General features: G+C 46.3%; 16 protein-coding genes. 6 read left to right on the top strand and 10 right to left on the bottom strand.

Going from position 1 to position 21,645, the window contains the following annotated elements:
- Positions 1-472: 472 nt before the first annotated feature.
- The 7 genes from QUB04_RS02325 to QUB04_RS02295 all read right to left on the bottom strand — a co-directional run bounded on the left by QUB04_RS02325 (position 473) and on the right by QUB04_RS02295 (position 7,227).
- Positions 473-1,588: a 30S ribosomal protein S1 gene (locus QUB04_RS02325; RefSeq protein ID WP_333051464.1), complete on the bottom strand. Its 1,116-nt coding sequence runs from the start codon at positions 1,586-1,588 to the stop codon at positions 473-475.
- A 639-nt stretch (positions 1,589-2,227) separates the two neighbouring features.
- Positions 2,228-2,785 carry a transcriptional regulator NrdR gene (gene nrdR, locus QUB04_RS02320; protein ID WP_190738941.1) on the bottom strand — a complete coding sequence of 186 codons (558 nt, stop codon included), beginning with the start codon at positions 2,783-2,785 and terminating at the stop codon, positions 2,228-2,230.
- A 193-nt stretch (positions 2,786-2,978) separates the two neighbouring features.
- Complete coding sequence (locus QUB04_RS02315) at positions 2,979-3,074, bottom strand: photosystem II reaction center protein T (RefSeq protein WP_006635641.1); 96 nt, start codon at positions 3,072-3,074, stop codon at positions 2,979-2,981.
- Between the two features lie 419 nt (positions 3,075-3,493).
- Positions 3,494-5,023, bottom strand: a complete 1,530-nt coding sequence (gene psbB, locus QUB04_RS02310; RefSeq protein WP_333280500.1) for a photosystem II chlorophyll-binding protein CP47 — start codon at positions 5,021-5,023, stop codon at positions 3,494-3,496.
- Between the two features lie 198 nt (positions 5,024-5,221).
- Positions 5,222-5,551: a hypothetical protein gene (locus tag QUB04_RS02305; RefSeq protein ID WP_333037185.1), complete on the bottom strand. Its 330-nt coding sequence runs from the start codon at positions 5,549-5,551 to the stop codon at positions 5,222-5,224.
- A 946-nt stretch (positions 5,552-6,497) separates the two neighbouring features.
- Positions 6,498-6,917: a type II toxin-antitoxin system tRNA(fMet)-specific endonuclease VapC gene (vapC, locus tag QUB04_RS02300; RefSeq protein WP_333280498.1), complete on the bottom strand. Its 420-nt coding sequence runs from the start codon at positions 6,915-6,917 to the stop codon at positions 6,498-6,500.
- Complete coding sequence (locus tag QUB04_RS02295; RefSeq protein ID WP_106333715.1) at positions 6,910-7,227, bottom strand: hypothetical protein; 318 nt, start codon at positions 7,225-7,227, stop codon at positions 6,910-6,912. The genes vapC and QUB04_RS02295 overlap by 8 nt, the downstream gene beginning before the upstream one ends.
- Positions 7,228-7,535: 308 nt before the next feature.
- Between QUB04_RS02295 and mnmG the strand changes: the two genes are divergently transcribed.
- Positions 7,536-9,452, top strand: coding sequence for a tRNA uridine-5-carboxymethylaminomethyl(34) synthesis enzyme MnmG (mnmG, locus tag QUB04_RS02290; protein WP_333280496.1), 1,917 nt, complete (start codon positions 7,536-7,538; stop codon positions 9,450-9,452).
- An 807-nt stretch (positions 9,453-10,259) separates the two neighbouring features.
- On the opposite strand, the gene glgP is transcribed toward mnmG, so the two are convergent.
- Positions 10,260-12,818, bottom strand: a complete 2,559-nt coding sequence (gene glgP / locus QUB04_RS02285; RefSeq protein WP_333280523.1) for an alpha-glucan family phosphorylase — start codon at positions 12,816-12,818, stop codon at positions 10,260-10,262.
- 112 nt (positions 12,819-12,930) lie between these two features.
- Positions 12,931-13,191, bottom strand: coding sequence for a hypothetical protein (locus QUB04_RS02280; protein WP_333138790.1), 261 nt, complete (start codon positions 13,189-13,191; stop codon positions 12,931-12,933).
- A 222-nt stretch (positions 13,192-13,413) separates the two neighbouring features.
- Between QUB04_RS02280 and QUB04_RS32460 the strand changes: the two genes are divergently transcribed.
- Complete coding sequence (locus QUB04_RS32460; protein ID WP_445243109.1) at positions 13,414-13,608, top strand: ribbon-helix-helix protein, CopG family; 195 nt, start codon at positions 13,414-13,416, stop codon at positions 13,606-13,608.
- Positions 13,609-13,613: 5 nt separating this feature from the next.
- Positions 13,614-13,769, top strand: coding sequence for a hypothetical protein (locus QUB04_RS32455; RefSeq protein ID WP_445301027.1), 156 nt, complete (start codon positions 13,614-13,616; stop codon positions 13,767-13,769).
- A 155-nt stretch (positions 13,770-13,924) separates the two neighbouring features.
- Here the strand turns inward: QUB04_RS32455 and QUB04_RS02270 are convergent, their stop codons facing one another.
- Entirely contained in the window at positions 13,925-17,272 is a 3,348-nt protein-coding gene (locus QUB04_RS02270; protein WP_333280493.1) for an EAL domain-containing protein, read from the bottom strand.
- A gap of 343 nt (positions 17,273-17,615) precedes the next feature.
- Here QUB04_RS02270 and QUB04_RS02265 point away from each other — a divergent pair, with 343 nt between their 5' ends.
- From QUB04_RS02265 to QUB04_RS02255, 3 genes are all read left to right on the top strand, one after another.
- Positions 17,616-18,194 (top strand): hypothetical protein, encoded by a 579-nt coding sequence (locus tag QUB04_RS02265; protein WP_333280491.1) that lies wholly within the window; start codon positions 17,616-17,618, stop codon positions 18,192-18,194.
- 352 nt (positions 18,195-18,546) lie between these two features.
- Positions 18,547-19,584: a M20/M25/M40 family metallo-hydrolase gene (locus tag QUB04_RS02260; RefSeq protein WP_333280489.1), complete on the top strand. Its 1,038-nt coding sequence runs from the start codon at positions 18,547-18,549 to the stop codon at positions 19,582-19,584.
- Between the two features lie 190 nt (positions 19,585-19,774).
- Positions 19,775-21,634: an ABC-ATPase domain-containing protein gene (locus tag QUB04_RS02255; protein WP_333280487.1), complete on the top strand. Its 1,860-nt coding sequence runs from the start codon at positions 19,775-19,777 to the stop codon at positions 21,632-21,634.
- The last annotated feature ends 11 nt before the right edge of the window (positions 21,635-21,645 follow it).

Raw genomic sequence — 21,645 nt, 5'->3', positions numbered from 1 at the left:
GCGTGAGAATTCTGATGAGTTTGCACCTGTGCCGATGTCTCTAACCTTTATAAATCTTAACAAATTAGCACCATGAAGGCCATGCCTATTTAGGCAGATTGATCGCGCTGCCACTTTTTTTAATTCAAAGTGCGATCGCTGCATCTGTCTACAGAAAGATTTTAAATGTCGGTAATTAAGAATGGGGAATTGGCAATTGGGAATTCTAAACCAATACGCTTGGGTTAAAACTATTTATTCCGGGCGAGATCCCCCTAAATCCCCCTGATTGTTGGGGGACGCAAGAGTAAGTTCTTGTCCCCCCCTTGTAGGGGCGGTGCCCCCGTGCCCGCCCGGTTGCGCCAGGGTGATCGAGCTTAACTGAACAGTATTGAATTGTCAACCACCCAGCAGCGACTAATGACTAATAATTAATGACTAACTAAAAAAAAAAGAGGGAGTTTTCCCTCTTTTAATCACACTAACTGCGATCTTATTCTTCCGTCGCAGGAGGGATTTCTTCCTCTACATCTAATACTGCTTCGGGTGCTGCTTCGGGTGCTGCTTCGGGTGCTGCTTCGGGTGCTACTTCCGGTGCTACTTCCGGCAGATCCTCTTCCATTGCTGAGGGCACATCTTCGAGTTCGTCGGAGAAGTCATCATCAGCATCAGTTGAGTCTACAGGAATGTCTATGCCTGCTTTAGCTTGCTTTTGAGCGAGCATTTTCTCGCGGAACTTAGCTGCCATTTCCTCAGCTTTTTCGTATACCAATTCGCGATTTTTGACCATCGCGCCCGGTTCCGGTTCCAACTGCTTGGTGGAGAGAGAAATCCGGCCCCTCTCGGCATCCAAGTCAATGATCATCACTTTCACTTCGTCGTTGACATTGAAGACGCTATGAGGCGTATCGATGTGATCGTGCGAAATTTCCGAGATGTGCAGCAAGCCGCTGACGCCGCCGATGTCGATAAAGGCACCGTAAGGCTTGATACCGCGTACTGTACCGATGACGACTTCCCCGACTTCGAGGCGGTTCATCTTGCGCTCAACTAAGGCGCGACGATGACTCAACACTAGGCGGTTGCGGTCTTCGTCTACCTCTAAGAATTTTAATGGTAATTCTTCGGCGACTAATTCTTCCTTCGGTTTGCGGGTACTTATATGAGAACCGGGAATAAAGCCTCGCAAGCCTTCTATTCTCACGAGTGCGCCGCCGCGGTTGGTGGCAAATACTTGCGATCGTACTGTGGCATCTTCTGCTTGCAGTTGTCGCACTCTTTCCCACGCCCGCATATACTCGATACGCCGAATGGACAGGGTTAATTGTCCGTCTTCATTTTCATCGGTTAGAATGAAAAATTCTCTGGTTTCGTTTGATTGCAATACCTCTTCAGGGCTTTCCACTCGATTGATGGACATTTCCTGAATGGGAATGTACGCTGCTGTTTTAGCACCGATATCAATCAGAGCGCCCCTCGGTTCTATACTAAAAACTGTACCCGCTACTACATCGCCCGGGCTAAAGTGATAGTCATATTTATCAAGTAGGGCTGCAAAATCTTCGTGAGTAAAGCCGATGTCTTTGACTGTGGTTTTGAGATTGACCATGCGAATAGTTTCCTAGGATTTCTCTCCTTCATGTTTTTCGTTTGTGCCGGCAGATATTAGAGATTTTGGTGAAAAAGCGATTAACTTTTTTCAAAATCTTTTACTAAAGTCAGTTTTTGCTAACTTTTGCCAGGTGCAACTGCACACCAGCGCTTGCCATTACTGTTACTCCATACTCTGTGTTAAAACGTTGAATCTTAACATTCCGAGTCAAGTAGACTATTTTGACACTCTCAGGTATAAATAAACTGAGATTCTTCGTTCAACGAGCCGACTTGCTGGCGACAGGATTACTCCAGTCTAAGTAGAGGTCGGTTTCTCCAGAAGCGTAAATTTCGGTATGCCCTACCGTATTTAATTAGTCGCCGATCTTTAGTTAGGTTTTGTTCAAATGCGAGCTTTCCTAAACTGCAACACCGTTAGGTGTGACTACGCACTCAACTAATCCAGTTAAGTTTTTACGTTGTCTAGTTATACTCTATTTTAGACCGATGACGATCATATCACACCCAGCACTCTTACTGAGAAAAAAGAACACTCGATCGAATGAGAGTTCCTTGAGTCGATATTCCTCCGGGCCTTCCTCGCGACACGGTTTTCAATCTCCCAGAATATTTCTATAAATTAATTTAAGCGAGCTTAGCTGGGACTAGCGCAGGATGCGGGGCTTTCTCGATCGACTGATTCGGAATCCGGCAAATCTGCGTCAAAATTCGGTCGAGTTTCTGTATCTTCAGCTTCGTTGAGGGGATTCTGAAGGTGATTTAGGGTATCTACAAAATCTCGGATGCCTCGAAATTGCCGATATACCGAGGCAAAACGGACATAAGCGACTTCGCTGAGCGGCCGCAGGTGCAACAGCACCAGTTCCCCTATTTCTGAACTGGCGATTTCTCGGAGCGATCGACCTTGGAGTTGGGCCTCGATTTCTTCTGCCAGAGTTTCGAGATGCCCGGAAGACAAACCGGTTTTTTCGCAGGCCCGAATCAATCCCCTGACTAATTTTGACCTGTCAAAAGATTCGCGCTTGCCGTCCCGCTTGATCACCGTAATCGGCACAAATTCTATGCGTTCGTAAGTTGTGAAGCGGTGCTGGCAGCTCAAACACTCACGCCGCCGACGGATGCTTTGACCTGATTCGGCTGAACGCGATTCTAGAACGCGGCTATTTGTGTGTTGGCAGGAGGAACAGCGCATGATTGCTGATTTTAACAGGCATTGCCAGCAAATTGCCACTCATCTAACCGCGCGGGGTCGGATGAATGGCTGGACTAGAAAAATGACTTAGCAATCAGCGGTGAAATAGTCCCGCACCACATTCGATGCAATGATGCGGGCTAACCGCAGTCCGGTTCAAGATATTTTGGACTTGCCGCAGGCGTATAGCTAATTATTTGCCAATCCGGGGAGGTTCCCGAAAGGCGATCGCAAAAAATAGTACGCCTATGGCTAAAGCCAGAATCAAAATGTAAGCAACACTTTCCATGTTAAATTTTCCCTATCTTCCCTTGCCGTATTATTTTATCGTGAACAAACCTGACGGTCAACTGAGTACAGTTAGACCGCAGGCTTCTTTTTCCTTTTTTTCAAAGGCTTTTTATAGTGAGGTAGTTCCACCCCCACTTGCTAATATAGTATCAGAGTATTTCCCGATCATCAATGGGTGTAAAAGAACAATTGTCGCTTTGGGTACCTACACCCGACGAGCCTTTCATCCCAAGGAGTAATTCCCAACGGGGTACGGGGCTCCGCGATCTGATTAATCCCCTCTAAATATACGCCCGGGACTTCCCGGCTGGTAGTTAATTACTCGTTTTATTTTTAACTAAAAAAACCCGGTTTCTTGAAGAAACCGGGTTTTTTTACACCGGGGAAGTTTCCCGGCTAGCCAGAGGGTGGCGAAATTTAGAGAGGTTCTTCTCTTCTGGTGGTCACGTCGCCCAGTTTTTGGAACAAGCCCCACTCGACTTGTTCTTCCATGTCAGCCTCAACACCAGCAAACACGTCGCGGAAAATAGTCCGAGAACCGTGCCAGATATGGCCGAAGAAGAACAGCAAAGCAAAGCAAACGTGTCCGAAAGTGAACCAACCGCGAGTCGAAGTGCGGAACACCCCGTCAGAGTTCAAGGTTTCGCGATCGAATTCAAATACTTCACCTTTTTGGGCGGCGCGAGCAAACTTCTTAACATCTAGAGGATTATTAAAGGTTTGACCGTTAAGTTCGCCGCCGTAGAAGCTGACTGTAACTCCGCTTTGTTCAAAGCTGTATTTTGATTCAGCACGGCGGAAGGGGATGTCAGCGCGAACGACCCCATCTTTGTCCGTCAAAATTACTGGGAAAGTTTCAAAGAAGTTGGGGAGGCGGCGAACCGACAATACCCGACCTTCGCTGTCAGTAAATACTGGATGGCCCAGCCAAGATTTAGCAATACCGTCGCCATTGACCATCGCGCCGGCGCGGAACAAACCGCCTTTAGCAGGAGAGTTGCCCACGTAGTCGTAGAAAGCCAATTTTTCGGGAATTTGTTCGTAAGCTTCTTGGAAGCTTTGGCCACCGGCCAAGCTAGCTTGAGCTCGGCGATCGATTTCTTGTTGGAAATAGCCGCTGTCCCACTGATAGCGAGTCGGGCCAAAAAGTTCGATCGGAGTTGCAGCAGAACCGTACCACATCGTACCGGCAACCACAAAGGCTGCAAAGAATACGGCAGCGATACTGCTAGAAAGTACAGTTTCGATATTCCCCATCCGCAGGGCTTTGTAAAGACGTTCCGGCGGCCGCACTGTCAAGTGGAACAAACCGGCAATTACGCCGACTACGCCCGCTGCAATGTGGTGAGCCACGATGCCGCCCGGATTGAACGGATCGAAGCCTTCAGGGCCCCAAGAAGGCGCCACTGGCTGGACGTGACCGGTCAGGCCGTAGGGGTCGGACACCCACATTCCCGGCCCAAAAAGCCCCGAAAGGTGAAATGCGCCGAAGCCGAAGCAAAGCAAGCCGGAGAGGAACAGGTGAATGCCAAACATTTTTGGCAAGTCGAGGGCTGGTTCACCGGTGCGAGGGTCTCTGAAAAGTTCTAAGTCCCAAAATACCCAGTGCCAAACTGCTGCTAAGAACAGCAGGCCAGAGAGGACGATGTGAGCGACGGCGACGCCTTCAAAGGACCAGAAGCCCGGATCGACGTTACCTTCGCCAGTGATGCTCCAACCGCCCCAAGAACCCGTAACTCCCAAGCGAGTCATGAAGGGCAACACGAACATCCCTTGACGCCACATTGGGTTCAGAACTGGGTCTGTGGGGTCAAAAACTGCTAGTTCATAAAGGGCCATTGAGCCGGCCCAACCTGCCACGAGGGCAGTGTGCATTAAGTGTACAGAAATCAATCGGCCTGGGTCATTTAAGACGACTGTGTGTACGCGATACCAGGGTAGTCCCATTGACTGCGGTTCTCCAAGGTGTAAGTGATGATGTCTATTTTTACGGAAAAATCAGATTCTGAATCCCCAGCAGTTACCTGCAGGGTTTAAACTCTGCCTTTTGCCGACTGCCATCTACCTTCAAAGGTGGAGGCATAAAAATGAAAGTTATTTAAAGAAGTGTATCGAGTGTTAGAACCGATTGCAATATGTTGAGCATTACATTAGTTGCGGGTTTCCCATTTCGCAGCGGGCGGCGATCGTCCCGAGGCGTTCGAGGACTTGCTCGGCATCGATCAGTCTGGTGAGGGTAACGTTGCCGATATTTTTGGCGGGATCGGCAGGATCGGGACGGACTGCTGGTTGGACTTCTACCATGAGTACGGCGTCTTCTACGCGGTAGAGCCACATTTTTTCGTTGCGATCGGAAAGACAGAGGTTGAGCTGTTGGATGTCCGGCGGCCGCCTCCAGGCAGCGTGACTCCACTCGCCACCTACGCCCCAGACGCGCCCAACTTTCCAGCCGTCGGATAAGAAGAAGTATTTCACTTGTGTACGCTTGTTGAGATTTTTTTGTCTAACATAACGCAAAACAGGAAAAGTACGGAATTATTGAACCGCGAAGACGCCTTAGCGAAGCGGCGCGTAAGCGCTAGGACACTAAGGAAGAGCGGCTCGCTTGGGTCAGAAAGTTCTAAACATTCAAATGTGTATTGGGGCCTTAACAAGGTTGTGGTAATTTTGCTCTTTTGGTCGCTGGCTGTCGATCGCATCATCTTAATCTCGGTTAATATGCCCCAATTATGAGCGATCGATATTTGATCAAACCTTTTACTATACTATATAATGGTATTAAATGACAGGTACCCTGAACTGCACGGGGAGGTATGGTACGGTTGAAATACCGTGCGCCTGTCAGAGACAAGGTGCCCCGAACTGCACGGGGAGGTATGGTACGGTTGAGATGCCGTGCGCCTGTGTAAAATCTTCTTCAACAAAAGAACCCTGGACTCTCGCAGTCGTGGGTTTCTGATTAAATACCTTTCTTCGCTTAGGGAAGGAGTTCGCGATCGATCGAGCCTTCAAACTTGTTTTCAGCGTACATATAAATATTGTTATTCGATCGACTAAAGTTGTTTGTAGTGTGCAAAATTTTGGATTAGCTGAGAGTATTTAGGCAAAGATATCTCCGATAATTTTGCCACTATCTGTGGCAGATACGAATGCCGATCGTTGAGTTTTTTTTGATGGGATATAATAACCACAGGTCGATCGTTGTGGATGAACGGTCTGAATCTTATCAAAAATCTTGGGGAGCATCTCATATTTGTAAAAACACTTCTTCTGGCTCCTTACTTCTTCCTTATTCCTCTTTTCTACTGACTCCTGACTCCTGACTCCTAACTCCAATTTCTAGGGGAGGGCTGCAAAAGTGAGACGCTCCCAAATCTTGATAAAATTGCATTATACTTTTCATAACCCTGATAATTACTCATCACCCCGCCTCCCAATCTTCAATCTGTAGCCCTTGTACTCTGCTAAACTCCCTAACATTATGAGTGACTAAGATTAAATTATTTGCCAAAGCAATAGCAGCAATTTGCAGCTCGTTTGAGCCGATCGGAGTTCCCAAACTTGCCAAATCCCTCCTAATCTTGCCATATACTTCCGCACAAGCATCGTCAAACGGCAGAGAAAGGAACTGACTTAAAAAAGATTTTTGTACATTTAAACTCTTTTGGGGGTTATTGCTACCCATCGCTCCGTAAAATAACTCGGCTTTTACCACAGAAAAAACCCCTATTTTATCGGCTACCACAGTATTAAAATGAAGGTCGATACTAGGCGATTTACCCTTTAAATACATGATACAAACATTAGTATCTAGCAAATAAACCAAAGAGCTATTACTCATCAAAAACCCCCATCATATCGTCATCCATTTCATCAGAAATCCCCCAGCCATCATCATCAAAATCAATATCCGCACAACTCCCAGACAGATTTATCAATCCTGAAGAATGCAGCATATTATTTTGCCTGAAAAATTCCTTCAAGCCTGCCTCATCGCCAATATCGAGCATCTCCTTTAACTCATCCAAATCGATTAACCCATCGCGAAAAGCACTTAAGACTAAATCTCTCAGAATTTTTCGTGACAAATCCCCCCATTTATCCTCGATCTTATCTACTAACGTATCAGGTAAATTAACGGTGATTTGCATATATTAAAAACCCCCTCGCTCTCCATTTCTATTTTAGTTGCTCAAACCACATCTTCCAACATCGCCATAATATCCGACTACAAATATTTAATATCCCGCTCGCTTGGTGCATGGTGTATGGGTGCGTGCATAAGTATTGCCTGCATAAATATTGTTACTCAAACGACTATTGTCTATAATAGACTATATAAGGCATAATTTACTCACATAACACAGACAAAAACGCGATATCCGATAAATAACCCTCCGGCTTAATCCCTCAAGTCAATTATTCAATCTAAAATCTAAAATCTAAAATCTACAATCCCATGACCGCACAAACACCAGTACAATTCCAAGACAGTTTCGACATCATCGTAGTAGGTGGCGGACACTCCGGCTGTGAAGCCGCCCTCGCCACTTCTCGCCTCGGCTGTCGCACCCTTCTCCTCACCCTCAACCTCGACAAAATTGCGTGGCAACCTTGCAATCCGGCTGTCGGCGGCCCAGCTAAAACCCAACTCACTAACGAAGTTGATGCGTTAGGCGGGGAAATTGGCAAAATGGCCGATCGCACCTACTTACAAAAGCGCGTCCTCAACTCTTCGAGAGGCCCCGCAGTTTGGGCCCTGAGAGCACAAACCGACAAGCGGGAATACGCCGCTGTGATGAATAATATTGTTGAAAATCAACCCAATTTGACCATCCGCGAAGCGATGGTAACAGACTTAGTTTTGGGCAAAAACGAAGAAGTAATCGGAGTCGAAACATACTTCGGCGTCGCTTTTGAATGCAAAGCAGTAATTCTGACCACCGGCACTTTTTTAGGTGGCACGATTTGGGTGGGCAATAAGTCGATGCCCGCCGGACGTGCGGGAGAGTTTGCCGCCGTTGGCTTGACGGAAACTCTGAATCGTTTGGGCTTTGAAACAGGCAGGTTAAAAACTGGAACTCCGGCAAGAGTTGACAAACGTACTCTTGATTATACCAACCTGGAACCGCAGCCGGGAGATGCAGAGGTTCGGTGGTTTAGTTTCGATCCAGAAGTTTGGATCGAACGGGAACAAATGCCTTGTTATTTGACTAGAACTACGCCAGCAACTCACCAGTTAATTAGAGACAATTTGCATCTTTCTCCAGTCTACGGCGGCTGGGTTGATGCGAAGGGGCCGCGCTATTGTCCGAGTATTGAAGATAAGATTGTACGGTTTGCCGATAAGGAAAGTCACCAGATTTTTATTGAACCGGAAGGCAGAGATATTCCTGAACTTTATATCCAAGGATTTTCTACGGGTTTACCGGAAAATTTGCAATTGCAAATGCTGCGGACTCTTCCGGGTTTGGAAAAGTGCGAGATGATGCGCCCTGCTTATGCTGTGGAGTACGATTATTTGCCGGCTACTCAGTGCTTTCCAACGCTGATGACTAAGAAGATTGAAGGGCTGTTTTGCGCGGGTCAGGTGAACGGTACAACTGGATATGAGGAGGCTGCTGCACAGGGGATTGTGGCGGGTATTAATGCGGCCCGGTTTGCGAAAAATCAGGAGATGATTGTGTTTCCTCGCGAGCAAAGTTATATCGGGACTTTGATCGATGATTTGTGTACGAAGGATTTGCGGGAACCTTACCGGATGTTGACTTCGCGATCGGAATATCGGCTATTATTGCGATCGGACAATGCGGATCAACGCTTGACGCCGCTGGGACGGGAAATTGGTTTGATTGACGATCGCCGCTGGGAGTTGTTCGATCGCAAACAAGCTAATATTGTGGCAGAGAAGGAACGCTTGTACTCGACGCGGGTGAAAGAGCACGAGGAAGTTGGCAAGGCAATTTTTGCTGACACTCAACAAGCGATTAAAGGTTCAATTACTCTTGCTGATTTGTTGCGTCGTCCTGGTTTTCATTATGTGGATTTGGAACGCTACAATTTAGGCAATTCTAGTCTGAAGTTGGCTGAGAAAGATGGTGCAGAAATTGACATCAAATATTCCGGCTACCTGCAAAGACAGCAAAATCAAATCGATGACATTGCCAAACACGAACGCCGACAATTGCCTGCAGATTTGGATTACATGGCAATTACAACTCTCTCCAAAGAATCGCGGGAAAAGTTGGCTAAGGTGAAACCGCTGACGATTGGCCAAGCTGCCAGAATTGGTGGGGTAAATCCCGCTGATGTTAATGCTTTGTTGATTTTTCTGGAAGTGCGAAACCGTCAGCAGCCAGCGGGTGTAGGTAAATAAGCTAAACTATAGCCTTTCGAGCTCTCATATGAGGTACTCATGGGCATAGGGCATAGGGCATAGGGCATAGCGCATAGCGCATAGCGCATACCTCACTTTTTTGAGAAGCGCTATAGAGGTGTCTCAAAGCTGCCTTCAATTTTATGGAATAGCAGGATGAAAAAGTGTGAATATTGTGGAACCACTATTTTGTTCGGCTGCTTTCATATTGAGGGATATAGATTCTGGGCTTTGCTGATTCACGGTATAAATCAACTTTTATCGGAAGTTACAAAACTCACCATACTGGGCTTATAAAAATTCCGAAATCTTGAATTTATACCTGTATTCAGCAACCCCAAAAATAAGGAAAACTGGCAGAATGTCAACTCTAATTGATGAAATTCTGCCAGTATATTGTAGATATTTATCAATCGTCGAACCAAGTCTGAATTTCGCAAATATTCCGCAGAAGAATCAGCGTTCATCGGTGGTTCAAACCTCCCCGAAAGCCCCACCAGTGTTGCCACCCTCAAAGCCTGAGAAGACCAGCTAGATGCCTTGCTGTACGCTTATATACGCGCTCACTGGTGGTACTGGGAATCCAGCGGAATTTGGTATTGGGCGATCATTTCACAATCGGCTACATAATCATTCCCCAAGGAAGATAAGGAGAGAGGGAGTGGGAGAGTGGGAGAGTGGGAGAGAGGGAGAGGGGGGAGAGGGGGAGAAGTGGGAAACACAGTTAAATTCATCCGTGTATCCGTGTCCGAATCCGTGTCGTGCCCCTCTTCCTTCTTCCCTCTTCCTTCTTCCTTCTTCCTTCCTTTAATGTGCCCAGAGAATCACGCCAGCTTCATAAGGACTGCTGAGATTATCGTGCTTCGGCAAAACGCGCAACGACAAGCCTTGCAAACCGCTAGAAGTATAAGTAATGTCAGCCGTATAAAGGCTAGCATTCTGAGAATCTTCTCCCAAATACTCCATCACTACCGGCACGCCACCAATGATATCGCCGTTAGCATCAACCGAACCTTGATAAAGTTCGACTTGCACGTCCGCAGGAGTCAATCCCTTCAGATTAATCCGAGATTTAACAGCGATCGACTGATTGACCTTAACTTCCTTATCCTGGGAAATATCAACAGCCTCAATCTTAATATCGTGCCACTTCGCGAGAACGTGCTTCTTCCAGTGAGACAACTCCTTGGCGGGAGCGCAATTATCCGAAGTCATGGTGTGGTAGCGATCGCTCACCGGGAAATAAGCCCGCCGCGCGTAATCTTTCACCATCCGAGCAGTATTGAACAAAGGACAATTCAAGCGAATAGAATCCTTCATTTTCGCCGTCCAACCGCGCGGAATGCCATCAGCATCCCGGTTGTAAAACAGCGGTACAACTTCCTTTTCCATCAAGTCGTACAAAGCATTCGCCTCTACCTCATCCTGATACTTAGTATCTTCGTAAAACTCGCCATGTCCGATCGGCCAACCGGTGCGAACATAATCAGCCTCATCCCACCATCCGTCAAGAATGCTCAGATTCGGCAAACCATTCATCGAAGCTTTCATCCCCGAAGTCCCGGAAGCCTCACGGGGGCGACGCGGCGTATTCAGCCACACATCGCAGCCAGACACCATCATCCGAGCGACGTTAATGTCGTAGTTCGGCAAAAACACCATCGAGCTCATCGTGTCGTGTTCGCGGATGAAGTGAACGATATCCCGAATCAATTCCTTACCCGGAATATCCATCGGGTGAGCCTTCCCAGCAATCACAAACTGCACCGGGCGATTTTTGTCCCGCATGATCCGCATAATTCGATCGACATCGCGCAAAAACAGTGTAGCCCGCTTGTAAGTAGCAAAGCGGCGGGCAAACCCGATCGTCAGCACCTTCGGATCGAGAGCCTCCCGCGCGTGTTCGATTTCCGTTTGGGCCGCACCGCGCTCGCGCAAAGTCTTTTGCAGCCACTCCCGTGCGAACACCACCAACTCCGATCGACAGCGTTCGTGATTGCGCCACAATTCCTCATCAGGAATCGATGACATCCGATCCCAGAGTCGATCGTCCTTACCGGTCATTTCCCAGTCCGGGCCAAGGTATCGATCGTACAACTCCTGAGTAGACTTCGCCACACAACTGCGAGCGTGGACCCCGTTGGTAATCGAAGTAATCGGTACTTCTTCCTGCGGCAAACCCGGCCACAAACCCTGAAACATCGGGCGCGACACCACACCGTGCAAAGCCGCCACCCCGTTGACAAAACTCGACATTTTAATTGCCAAAATTGCCATATTCAGAGGTGCGGACAAATCGCCAGTATTCTCCCGGCCCAATCCTAAAAACTGATCTTGCGACAAGCCAAATATCTTGGGATAGTGACTCAGATAGTGCATCACCATATCCGGCTCGAACAAGTCAAACCCAGCAGGCACCGGCGTGTGAGTCGTAAACATACTGCTCGAAACCACCACCTGTTCCGCTTCCACGAAACTCAGGTGATATTCCTCCATCAGCATCCGAATGCGTTCCAAAGCCATGAAAGCCGCGTGGCCTTCATTCATGTGATAAGCCGTAACTGTCAGCCCCAATGCCTTGAGCATTTTCACGCCGCCGATGCCCAGCATGATTTCTTGGTGCATCCGCAGAGTCTTATCACCGCCGTAGAGTTGGTCGCTAATATCTTGGTCGTAGCGGCTGTTAGGTTCAATATTTGTATCCATTAGGTACAAAGGAACCGTTCCCACTTGTACTCGCCAAATCCGGGCATACACCTTGCGGCCGGGATAGTCCACCTCAATCCGCAATTCCGAACCGTCGGGATTGCGTTCTGGGTGCAGCGGCATATTGTAGAAATCGTTGAGCGGATAGCGTTCTTGCTGCCAGCCGTCGGCGTTGAGATACTGCGAAAAATAACCTTCTTGGTAGAGTAGGCCGACACCGACTAAGGGCAAGCCCAAATCACTAGCTGATTTGAGGTGGTCGCCTGCGAGCACGCCCAAACCGCCTGAATAGATGGGTAGGGCTTTAACTAAGCCGAATTCCATCGAAAAGTAAGCGTAGCATTCTTGTTGCTCGGTGCCGCGCTGTTTGCGGTACCAGGCGCGGTTTTTGAGATAATCGTCTAACTGCTGGGCTGCTCGGTTCATTTGGGCAATGAAGCCTTCGTCTTCTGCCATTTCTTGCAGTCGCTCTTGAGATATGGTTCCGAGCATCAGCACCGGGTTTTGGTTGCTGGAGTCCCAGAGGTCTCGATCGAGGCGGCGGAAGAGGTCTTTGGTATCGACGTTCCAGTCCCAGTGCAAGTTGTAGGCAAGCTTGCGTAGGGGTTCGAGAATTGTCGGTAGCGAGGGGGAAACGTTAAATGTGCGAATTGGCTGCATAGACAAAGCCTTTATGTTGGGGTAGCGATATTTTCCTCTGTCTTTAGGTACAAGTCCGTTATTCTGCACACTATTTTAAGTTTTAAGCGGCGGGGGGCGATCGGCTGTTACCTTAACTGCGGTGGGCCGAGCAAATGCCGATCGCCCGCAAAACAGCTTTTCGCACTTCTGGATGAGATTTCTCAATACCGTTAGACCGAAAAATCCAGTGTCCGCCGCCCGCGTGTTCCAGCAAAATTCTCTTTCCATCGGGCAAAACTATTTGCCACAAGTTTAAAACGGAGGTTTTAACTAGCTTGCACTGAATTTCGCGCAAGTTGGTTTCCATGAGCTTGAGTTGATGCAGTACCTGATTTTGTGCCGCTGATTTCATGGGATTTTCACTCCTGATTTAACGCTTGTGAGAGAAAGGGGCTTGGTTCTGCAAGTCCAAACCCCAGCAGGTTAAGGGGTGTGCAGGTGTTTCATGTCAAAACACTTGCACGTCGCTCGCACTGCACGTGCAATCTGCCATTAAATTATTGCACGTGCAACAATCTGAGTCAATAGTCGCACGTGCAATAATTGTGGGGAAGTCCCGTTATGTTTCAAGCCTATGGAAAATCGGAAAAAGAAAACGATCAACGCTACTCTACGTCTAGAGGAAGAAGATTGGGAAGCACTGGACGAGAAAGCGAAAGCATTGGGGATGTCTTCCCGGACGCAACTTCTCAGGGAAATAGCACGAGGTTTTATAGAAACAAAGCAAGTTCTGTCTACTCAGGACAAAGAAGTATTGGGAAAATTTTAAGCCAGTTGAAAGAATTGCAGCGCTCTCACCTGGCCTATCTAGAATCTCACGAACAAATACTTAAAGTTAGATTGCAAGCGGCTCAAGAACATCACAATCAAGTTCTTGAACAAATGAAGCTGCTAGAACAAGAAATTATTGTCCTTATGAAAAAGGAGTAGTAGAAACCAGCGATTGTTGAAATCGCTGGCTTTTGCACGGCGATCGGCCTATTGTCAGCAATAGATAAATCTTGAACCGCGCCTCACCCACCCTACAATTGACTGATGACTAATAACTAATGACTAATGACTAATAACTAATGACTAATGACTAATTAAGCAATTTTCACTTGTTGCAACTGAGAATTTACCAAAAGTTTGCTAGCATCATTGGCTGATAGTGCAGGGCTGAAATAATGACCCTGAATTTCTTGACAGTGGAGTTGGCGCAAACACTCCAACTGCTCTTTAGTTTCTACTCCTTCGGCTACCACGCTCAAGTTCAAATCTCGCCCCAGCGTCGCTACAGCCTTAGCGATCGCCAGTTCGCACGGATCAGTCGTCAATCCGCTGATAAAGGATTTATCTATTTTTAAGATATTCAAGGGAAACTTTTTGAGATAATTTAGAGAACAATAACCCGTGCCGAAATCGTCCAGCGCAATTTGCACTCCCATATTCTGCAACTCCCTGAGAACTTTTGTGGTATAATCCACATCTTGCATGGCTGTAGTTTCGGTAATTTCTAACTCTAAATACTTGGGTGCTAAACCGCTTTTTTCCAAGCACTTCGCTACCATTTCTAATAAATTAAATTGCTGGAACTGCCGACCCGAAACGTTGACTGCTACCCGCAAATCAGGCTGCAAAGTATCCTGCCAAGCTTTATTTTGAGTGCAGGCTGTTTGCAGCACCCATTCCCCAATAGGTACAATGAGTCCGTTCTCTTCGGCGATCGGAATAAATGTAGCGGGAGTAACTAAACCTAATTGTGGATGTTGCCAGCGCAGCAGGGCTTCCATACCCTGAATTTCCCAAGTAGTAATATTGACTTTTGGCTGGTAGAAAACCTCAAATTCTCCCTGTTCTAAAGCCTCGTGCAGTCTGTGTTCTATAGTTAGTAAATGGCTGCCGTGGGGATTAATTGTGGAAGTATATAACTGATAGTTATTTCTTCCCATTTCTTTAGCGTAGTACAAGGCAGCATCGGCATTTTTGACTAAAGTTTCGGCATCTTCACCATCATCGGGATAAAGGGCAATGCCGATGCTGCTGCTAACATGAAACAATTGTCCTTCTAGTTTAAATGGTGGCTTTAAATTGTTGAGTATTCTTTGAGCTGTTTTAACTGCATCTTCTAAGCAATTGATGTCGGGAAGCAGTATGGTAAATTCGTCGCCTCCCCAGCGGGCAACCGTGTCAGTCGATCGCAAAGTGTCGCTGATGCGTCCGGCAAAACCTTCTAACAGGCGATCGCCCGCAGCGTGACCTAGTGTATCATTAATCTTTTTGAACCTGTCCAAGTCTAAAAACATCACAGCTAGCATTTTTTGGTTTTTTTTAGCTTGTTTTAAGGACGCCAGCAGCCTCTCGTTAAAAAGTATCCGGTTCGGTAAACCGGTGAGTTGGTCATAAACAGCTTGATAGCGAATAATTTCTTCAGCTTGCTTGCGCTGAGTGATATCCATGATCGTGCCGATCGCCCTTACTGCTTTGCCACTTTCATTGCGGATGATATAGCCGCGATCGAGCACAAAAACATATCCCCCGTCTGCACGGTGAAAGCTGTATTCTTCCGACCAACAGTGAGCGTCTGAGCTCATTGTTTCGTAGAAGCTTGACATCACTCTTTCCCGTTCTTCGGGATGAATATTTAACCACCAAGATTCTAATTCTATCGTCTGAGTTTCGTTGAGTTTGTATCCAAAAACTTTTTCAAATTCTTCGCTCAACCAATACTCATTTTTTAACAAATCAAAATCCCATACGGCATCATTTGTCGCCCGCGTCAGCAGGTGAAAACGTTCTTCGCTTTTGCGTAGTTTTTCTTCGGATTGCACCCGTTCCGTTACATCCCGAAAGCTGAATACTCGACCAGTAATTTGGCCTCCCGTGCGCTGGGGCAACGAGTAGCGCTCGAAGATTCTGCCATCTGTCAACTCGATGAGATCGTAACTTTCTGCTGCGGGGCGATCGGACAATTCTTTAGCACGGTTGAGAAATATTTCCGGGTATTTTAACTGGTTGATTCCAAACCCCAAAATTTGGTTGTTATCTCTCGAATCCACCTGCAAATCCCGCAACTGCCACATTTCGGCAAATTTACGGTTAAAGCTGACAACTTTTCCTCCACTGTCAACCGCAAGAATACCGTCAGCAGTAGACTCAATGGTTGCTTGAAGCAACGAAAGAGATGTTTCTAGTTCTAACTCTGCTAATTTGCGATCGCTGATGTCAAACGCTGTGATTAATATTGAGGCTTTTTTTTCAAATTTTATAATATCTACAGTTGCTTCAATCCAGCACATTTTTCCAGTTTTCGTGACTATTACTAATTCATATTTAGAGCCTGCCGTTGAGCGCGCATGGCTGGATTTACCCCATTTTTTAACTATTTCTCGAAAATCTGGATGAATTAAATCGTATAAATCCAACGCTAGCAATTCTTCACGAGTATATCCTGTCAGAGCTTCTGTCTGAGCATTGACATAGCGCAACTGTCTGCGGTTATAGATAAATGCAGCAGCATTAACCGTTTCTATCAGTTGGCGAAACTTTTTTTCACTGCGCCGCAAATTTCTTTCAGCCCGCTTGCTATCAGTAATATCTTGTGCTATATATAACTTGCCGCTGACCTTGCCTTTGCCGTCGCGAATAGTTGAAATAGAAAGCAGTACAATTATTTTTTTTCCATCTTTGGAAACGTAGAGTTTTTCCACGTTGTGGACAGATCCTTCGGCTGTTAAACTTGCTAACTCTAACTCCTGTGCAGGTGATTCACTTTTCTTAAAAAGTCCGGCTATTGGTTTGCCTAACAACTCTTTTTTAGAGTATCCCAAAAGTTGACAGGTAGCTTGGTTTAACGACAGGATATGACCGCCCGGAGTGGTCGCAATTATCGAGACGTTCATTTCCTCGCAAATATCGAGGGCATATTCGGCAGTTTGCTGCAAATCTTGGGTCATTTGGGCAATAGTATGCCAGATATCCTGTTCTTTTTTTGGATACAACACTTTTTCTCCTTTTGGTAGCTTGTCATTCTCTGTTTCAGACTTCGGCTTGATTAACCTCATCGTCTTGGATAAGCTATTTACTGTCTTCGCCCTGGTCAATAATGAGATTACTAAACCAAGAAAAACCAGAAAATAACCGATTACGATCAAATTTATAGTAGGTTTTTTTCTAGGAGTTTCCTGAGATTGTATATAATTGTAAGTATGTAAGTTTACGGACTCAACTTGGGATAATTTATCCAAAAATAATGCGGCGCTTGCAGAAGTAAGGGGGCGAGATGCCGAGCGCAAATAGCTATGTTTGTGAGACGCAACCAAAATCCCTTCTACAGGGCGAGTGCCATGTCTATCTCCTAGACTTGTCGGTAATATTTTGGGATTTATGCCACATTCCATACCAAAAATAGCAACCGCGACATATCCCAATATTAATTGAAAAATTATTTTCATTTGCTCTATTTCCTAATTTTTAATAAATCTTTTTAGGAACCATCTATATAAAAAACTTTAGCAGAACTTTCTCTGCCATAGGAAAACCCAGCCCCCATTAATTTATGTGGATTTGTAAATTAAATTTTACCCAGCTAATAACTTAGCTTTATAACTAATTATAATTTTAATCTTAATTTAAAATGTGTCATCAGCCATTGTGCCACAAATTATCCGCCCTTCTGCCTAGACACCGGGTGGGAGCGCGCTAAAATTAGATAATTCCCGCAAGGAGGCGATCGGGATTTGTTAGAAAAATAAACAATTAGCTTAAAATCGATGCAGAGGTCCACTAATTGAACCCATGAGTCAGACCATCCCAGAACTCCAAAAAGAAGTCCGCGCGCTAGAAGCAGAAGTTGCCGCCCTGCAAGAGTCGCGGGAAAAACTTGGCGTACAGCGCTCTGAGTGCCGAGTGGCAGTCAGTTTTCCCAAAAATAATACTCCTGAAGCCATTGCTGAGTTCCACCAGCAAACTGCTGCTTTTGGGGAGCAGTGGTTGCAGCAAATCCAGGAGATTGACCGAGAGACTAAAATTATTGAAAAGCAACTGGAACAAAAACAGGCTTTACTCAATTACAAGCAAGGTGAACTAGAAAAATTGCTGGCCGGACAGCACTGGCAAGAAGTAGAAAACCACGTTCAAACCGGGGAAAAACGCTTGCAAGCACAAGCTCGCAGAATCAATCAAGCAGCAGCGCAGCTAGAGGCAGAGATTCAAGCTTTAAAAGCACTGTACGATCAACTCAATCCGAGTTATTCCGAGTGGTTTCAACAACCAACTCAAATAGTGGAATTTTCGGCAAAAACTATTCCTTATGCTTTTCCCAGCAGCAGCGGGTTGATATTGGAGAATAAGGAGATTGAGTGGGAAAATAAGTAGTTTTGAAGGATAAATTTTCAAGGTAAATTAGTGATTTGAATGTCGCCGTCGAACGTTCCAATAAGCAAGACAGATTCGACGGCAACATCCCAAGGCTTTTACCTGCTTTTTTACATAAAAAATACAAAACTGCCTCTGGCGCCGTGAATTTTCAGATTTTTGAGTTTCATTTTTTGAAACAGGTTTATTTTTAACTCTGGTGTCAATCTAAAATCTCAAATATAACTGTTCTGGACGCATCAACCGGATTTTACAAAAAGACTTTGTTGCAGCCCTCGCTTCCGCTAAAAAACCCGGTTGATGGGAGTGAGGAGTGCGTAAGCCCTGTCTAAAATTTCAAATAGACTTACTGATGAAACAATTGATTTGGATAGCGCTATTTATTGTGGTTGCGGTGACGGCTGCAGGTTGGGGTTCTCACTCGTGGCAGCGGTTGTCGGCTGTACCCGAAGTTGGGATCGATCGCAATATCCACACTTCCCAAAACCCGTCTCCCTTACCGCTTCCTGCTGAAAAAAATGCAGTTTCTCTGCCCCAAATTGACCCATCTCGGTTGTGGAAACACGTCGAGACTTTAGCAGGAGAACGCGATGGAGAACGAGATCGCTCTTTTACTAGAGACTACATTTCTAAACAACTGCAAACATTAGGATTTTCCCCAGAGTTGCAGCCGTTCGATCGCGGAATCAACGTCTTCGCTGAGAGAAAAGGTACTGACTCAAACGCCGGTGCAATTTTAGTCGCAGCACACTACGATACTGTACCAAACTCCCCCGGCGCTGACGACAATGCGACGGGAGTTGCAGTAGTTTTAGAAGTAGCAAGATTGCTGGGTTCTCGCCCCACACCTCGGACATTGCAAGTAGCATTCTTCGACAGGGAAGAAATCGGACTTTTAGGCAGTTTAGCATTCACCGGTAGCGACGCGCGGTTAAAAAATTTGCAAGGAGCGATCGTCCTGGATATGCTAGGTTATGCCTGCCGCACGCCCGGATGCCAGCAATATCCCGAAGGATTGACAGCGCAACCTTTTCTAGAAGCATCGGGGGTAACTTCTCCCGACAAAGGCGAGTTTATCGCTGTGATTGGGGATGCGGAACATCCGCTGCTATTGAAAAGTTTTGCGGAGTCGGGAAAAGCCGATTTGCCGCCTGTGGTGGCGCTGCCGGTTCCCCTGAAAGGGTTGCTGACTCCCGATGTTTTACGCAGCGACCACGCGCCTTTCTGGTATAAAGGGATTGGTGCTGTGTTGGTGACGGATACTGCAAATTTGCGATCGCCCCACTATCACCAATCTAGCGATACATTAGCAACTATCGATCGACCTTTTTTCGCCGGTTCTGCTCAAATTGTTGTCAATGCCACGGCTAAATTATTGGAAATTCGGTAATCTACTCGTTACCAGGCTCTGCCTGGTAACGCATATCTGGAGGCTCTGCCTCCAATTTTCCCACGCCAAGCAAGCGAGGCACAGCCTCTGGACATCGGTTCCTAGGCAGAGCCTAGCAACCAGCTAAATAACTAATAACTAATAATTAATAACTAATAAATACTAACTAATAACTAATAACCAATAACTAATGACTAACAAAGAAAGCTTGCAACGGCATTTACTGCAACTAGACAATCGAGGCTACAAAGCCTACAAAGACATTCAAGGTAATTACGACTTTTCTGAATTCACCTTAATTATTGATTACGTGCAGGGAGATCCGTTTGCTTCTCCCAGTAAATTTAGAGTCAGAGTTCCGCCACACATAGCTCAAATTCCCCGCGAACTTTTCAACTCTCGCAGTCGAGAAATAGCCTTGCGAGATTACCTAACTCGCCAGTTTGACAAAGCAGCACACAGCATCAGCAGCAAACGCGGCACTGGGAAAAGCGGTATGATTGCAGTGACTCGCTTCGGACAAGAAGTTTTAGAGCGAACTTCCGCATTTATCCTTTTTTCAAATACATCCGATATCGAAGATTTAGGAGGAGTTGAACTGCGATTGGCTGTCGGACTTCCAGCGGGCGGACGTAGTATTTTAGGGCGACAAGCTGCTGAAATGCTGTGCGAAGATATTCCGCAAATTGTCAGTCAATCTCTGAAGTATGCTAACTTAAATGCTGTGGAATGTCGCCGTCACGTTGAAACTGTAGAAGATGCTGACTGGCTGCGGCAGCAGTTAGCTGAAAAAGGATTAGTTGCGTTTGTTGCGGACGGTTCTATTTTACCCCGCCGCAGCGGTGTTGACCATCGCCCTTTGTTAAACAATGCTGTGGCTTTTCAGTCCCCGCCGTCGTTAAAAGTTGAGTTTAATTGTCCGAATCGCGGTTTGATTTCCGGTATGGGTATTCCGGCTGGCATTACTTTGATTGTTGGGGGCGGCTATCACGGCAAATCAACTTTACTCAAAGCTATTGAATTGGGAGTTTACAACCGAATTCCCGGAGATGGTCGGGAATTTGTGGTGACTAATCCGGCGGGGGTTAAAATTAGGGCAGAAGATGGGAGAAGTGTTGCGGGAGTAAATATTTCGCCTTTTATTAACCACTTGCCGCAAGGTAGAGATACTGCACAATTTTATACTGAAAATGCGAGCGGTAGCACGTCGCAAGCTGCTAATATTATTGAGGCTTTGGAAGTGGGGAGAAGGAAGTTCGGCAACGGATTCTGTAACGGATTTAACGGATGTCAGTCCGATGTCCGTCGGAAGAAGGAAGAAGGAAGAGAGAATGAGGAACAGGAGAGAAGGAAAAAGGAACAGGATTTAGTGCCTGTTTTATTAGTTGATGAGGATACGGCGGCGACGAATTTTATGATTCGCGATCGCCGAATGCAGGAACTCATCGCTAAGGATAAGGAACCGATTACGCCGTTTATTGATAAAGTTAAACAGTTGTACGCAGATTGCGGCGTATCGACTATTTTAGTAATGGGGGGAAGCGGCGATTATTTTGATGTGGCGGATACTGTGATTTCAATGGAGAATTTTCTAGCATATAATGTAACGGAGAAAGCTAAAGAAATTGCTAATAATTACTCGATTAGCCGCGCTGCTGAAGGGGGAGAAAATTTTGGTGAGATTACTCAAAGAGTGCCGATTCCTGCTAGTTTAGATCCGAGTCGGGGACGGCGAGATGTGCGGGTGAAGGTGCGGGATGTTGATGAATTGGCTTTCGGAACTGAGGAGATTGATTTGGGTGCTGTTGAACAAATTGTGGACAGCGGACAGTTAAGGGCGATCGCTGCGGCAATGGTTTATGCTAAGCAGCAATACATGGACGGGAAACGCACTTTGTCGGAAATCATAGATTTGGTGATGGCAGATATTGACGCGCAGGGCATGGATATTTTATCGCCTTTTCCTGAAGGGGATTTTGCCATGTTTCGACGGTTTGAATTAGCTGCAGCAATTAATCGGCTTCGTAGTTTGTCGGTTGTTGCTAAGTAGACTTGCTTAAT

The organism is Microcoleus sp. D2_18a_B4, from assembly GCF_036702475.1.
Lineage (GTDB): Bacteria > Cyanobacteriota > Cyanobacteriia > Cyanobacteriales > Microcoleaceae > Microcoleus.
Note: the sequence above shows the minus strand (reverse complement) of the source record. Positions and strands in the feature narration are given on the sequence as shown.

Coding starts and splice junctions, on each gene's coding strand:
- QUB04_RS02325 (WP_333051464.1), bottom strand. CDS start 1,588: ATGGTCAATCTCAAAACCACAGTCAAAGACATCGGCTTTACTCACGAA.
- nrdR (WP_190738941.1), bottom strand. CDS start 2,785: ATGCGCTGTTCCTCCTGCCAACACACAAATAGCCGCGTTCTAGAATCG.
- QUB04_RS02315 (WP_006635641.1), bottom strand. CDS start 3,074: ATGGAAAGTGTTGCTTACATTTTGATTCTGGCTTTAGCCATAGGCGTA.
- psbB (WP_333280500.1), bottom strand. CDS start 5,023: ATGGGACTACCCTGGTATCGCGTACACACAGTCGTCTTAAATGACCCA.
- vapC (WP_333280498.1), bottom strand. CDS start 6,917: ATGAGTAATAGCTCTTTGGTTTATTTGCTAGATACTAATGTTTGTATC.
- QUB04_RS02295 (WP_106333715.1), bottom strand. CDS start 7,227: ATGCAAATCACCGTTAATTTACCTGATACGTTAGTAGATAAGATCGAG.
- mnmG (WP_333280496.1), top strand. CDS start 7,536: ATGACCGCACAAACACCAGTACAATTCCAAGACAGTTTCGACATCATC.
- glgP (WP_333280523.1), bottom strand. CDS start 12,818: ATGCAGCCAATTCGCACATTTAACGTTTCCCCCTCGCTACCGACAATT.
- QUB04_RS02280 (WP_333138790.1), bottom strand. CDS start 13,191: ATGAAATCAGCGGCACAAAATCAGGTACTGCATCAACTCAAGCTCATG.
- QUB04_RS32460 (WP_445243109.1), top strand. CDS start 13,414: ATGGAAAATCGGAAAAAGAAAACGATCAACGCTACTCTACGTCTAGAG.
- QUB04_RS02270 (WP_333280493.1), bottom strand. CDS start 17,272: ATGAAAATAATTTTTCAATTAATATTGGGATATGTCGCGGTTGCTATT.
- QUB04_RS02265 (WP_333280491.1), top strand. CDS start 17,616: ATGAGTCAGACCATCCCAGAACTCCAAAAAGAAGTCCGCGCGCTAGAA.
- QUB04_RS02260 (WP_333280489.1), top strand. CDS start 18,547: ATGAAACAATTGATTTGGATAGCGCTATTTATTGTGGTTGCGGTGACG.
- QUB04_RS02255 (WP_333280487.1), top strand. CDS start 19,775: ATGACTAACAAAGAAAGCTTGCAACGGCATTTACTGCAACTAGACAAT.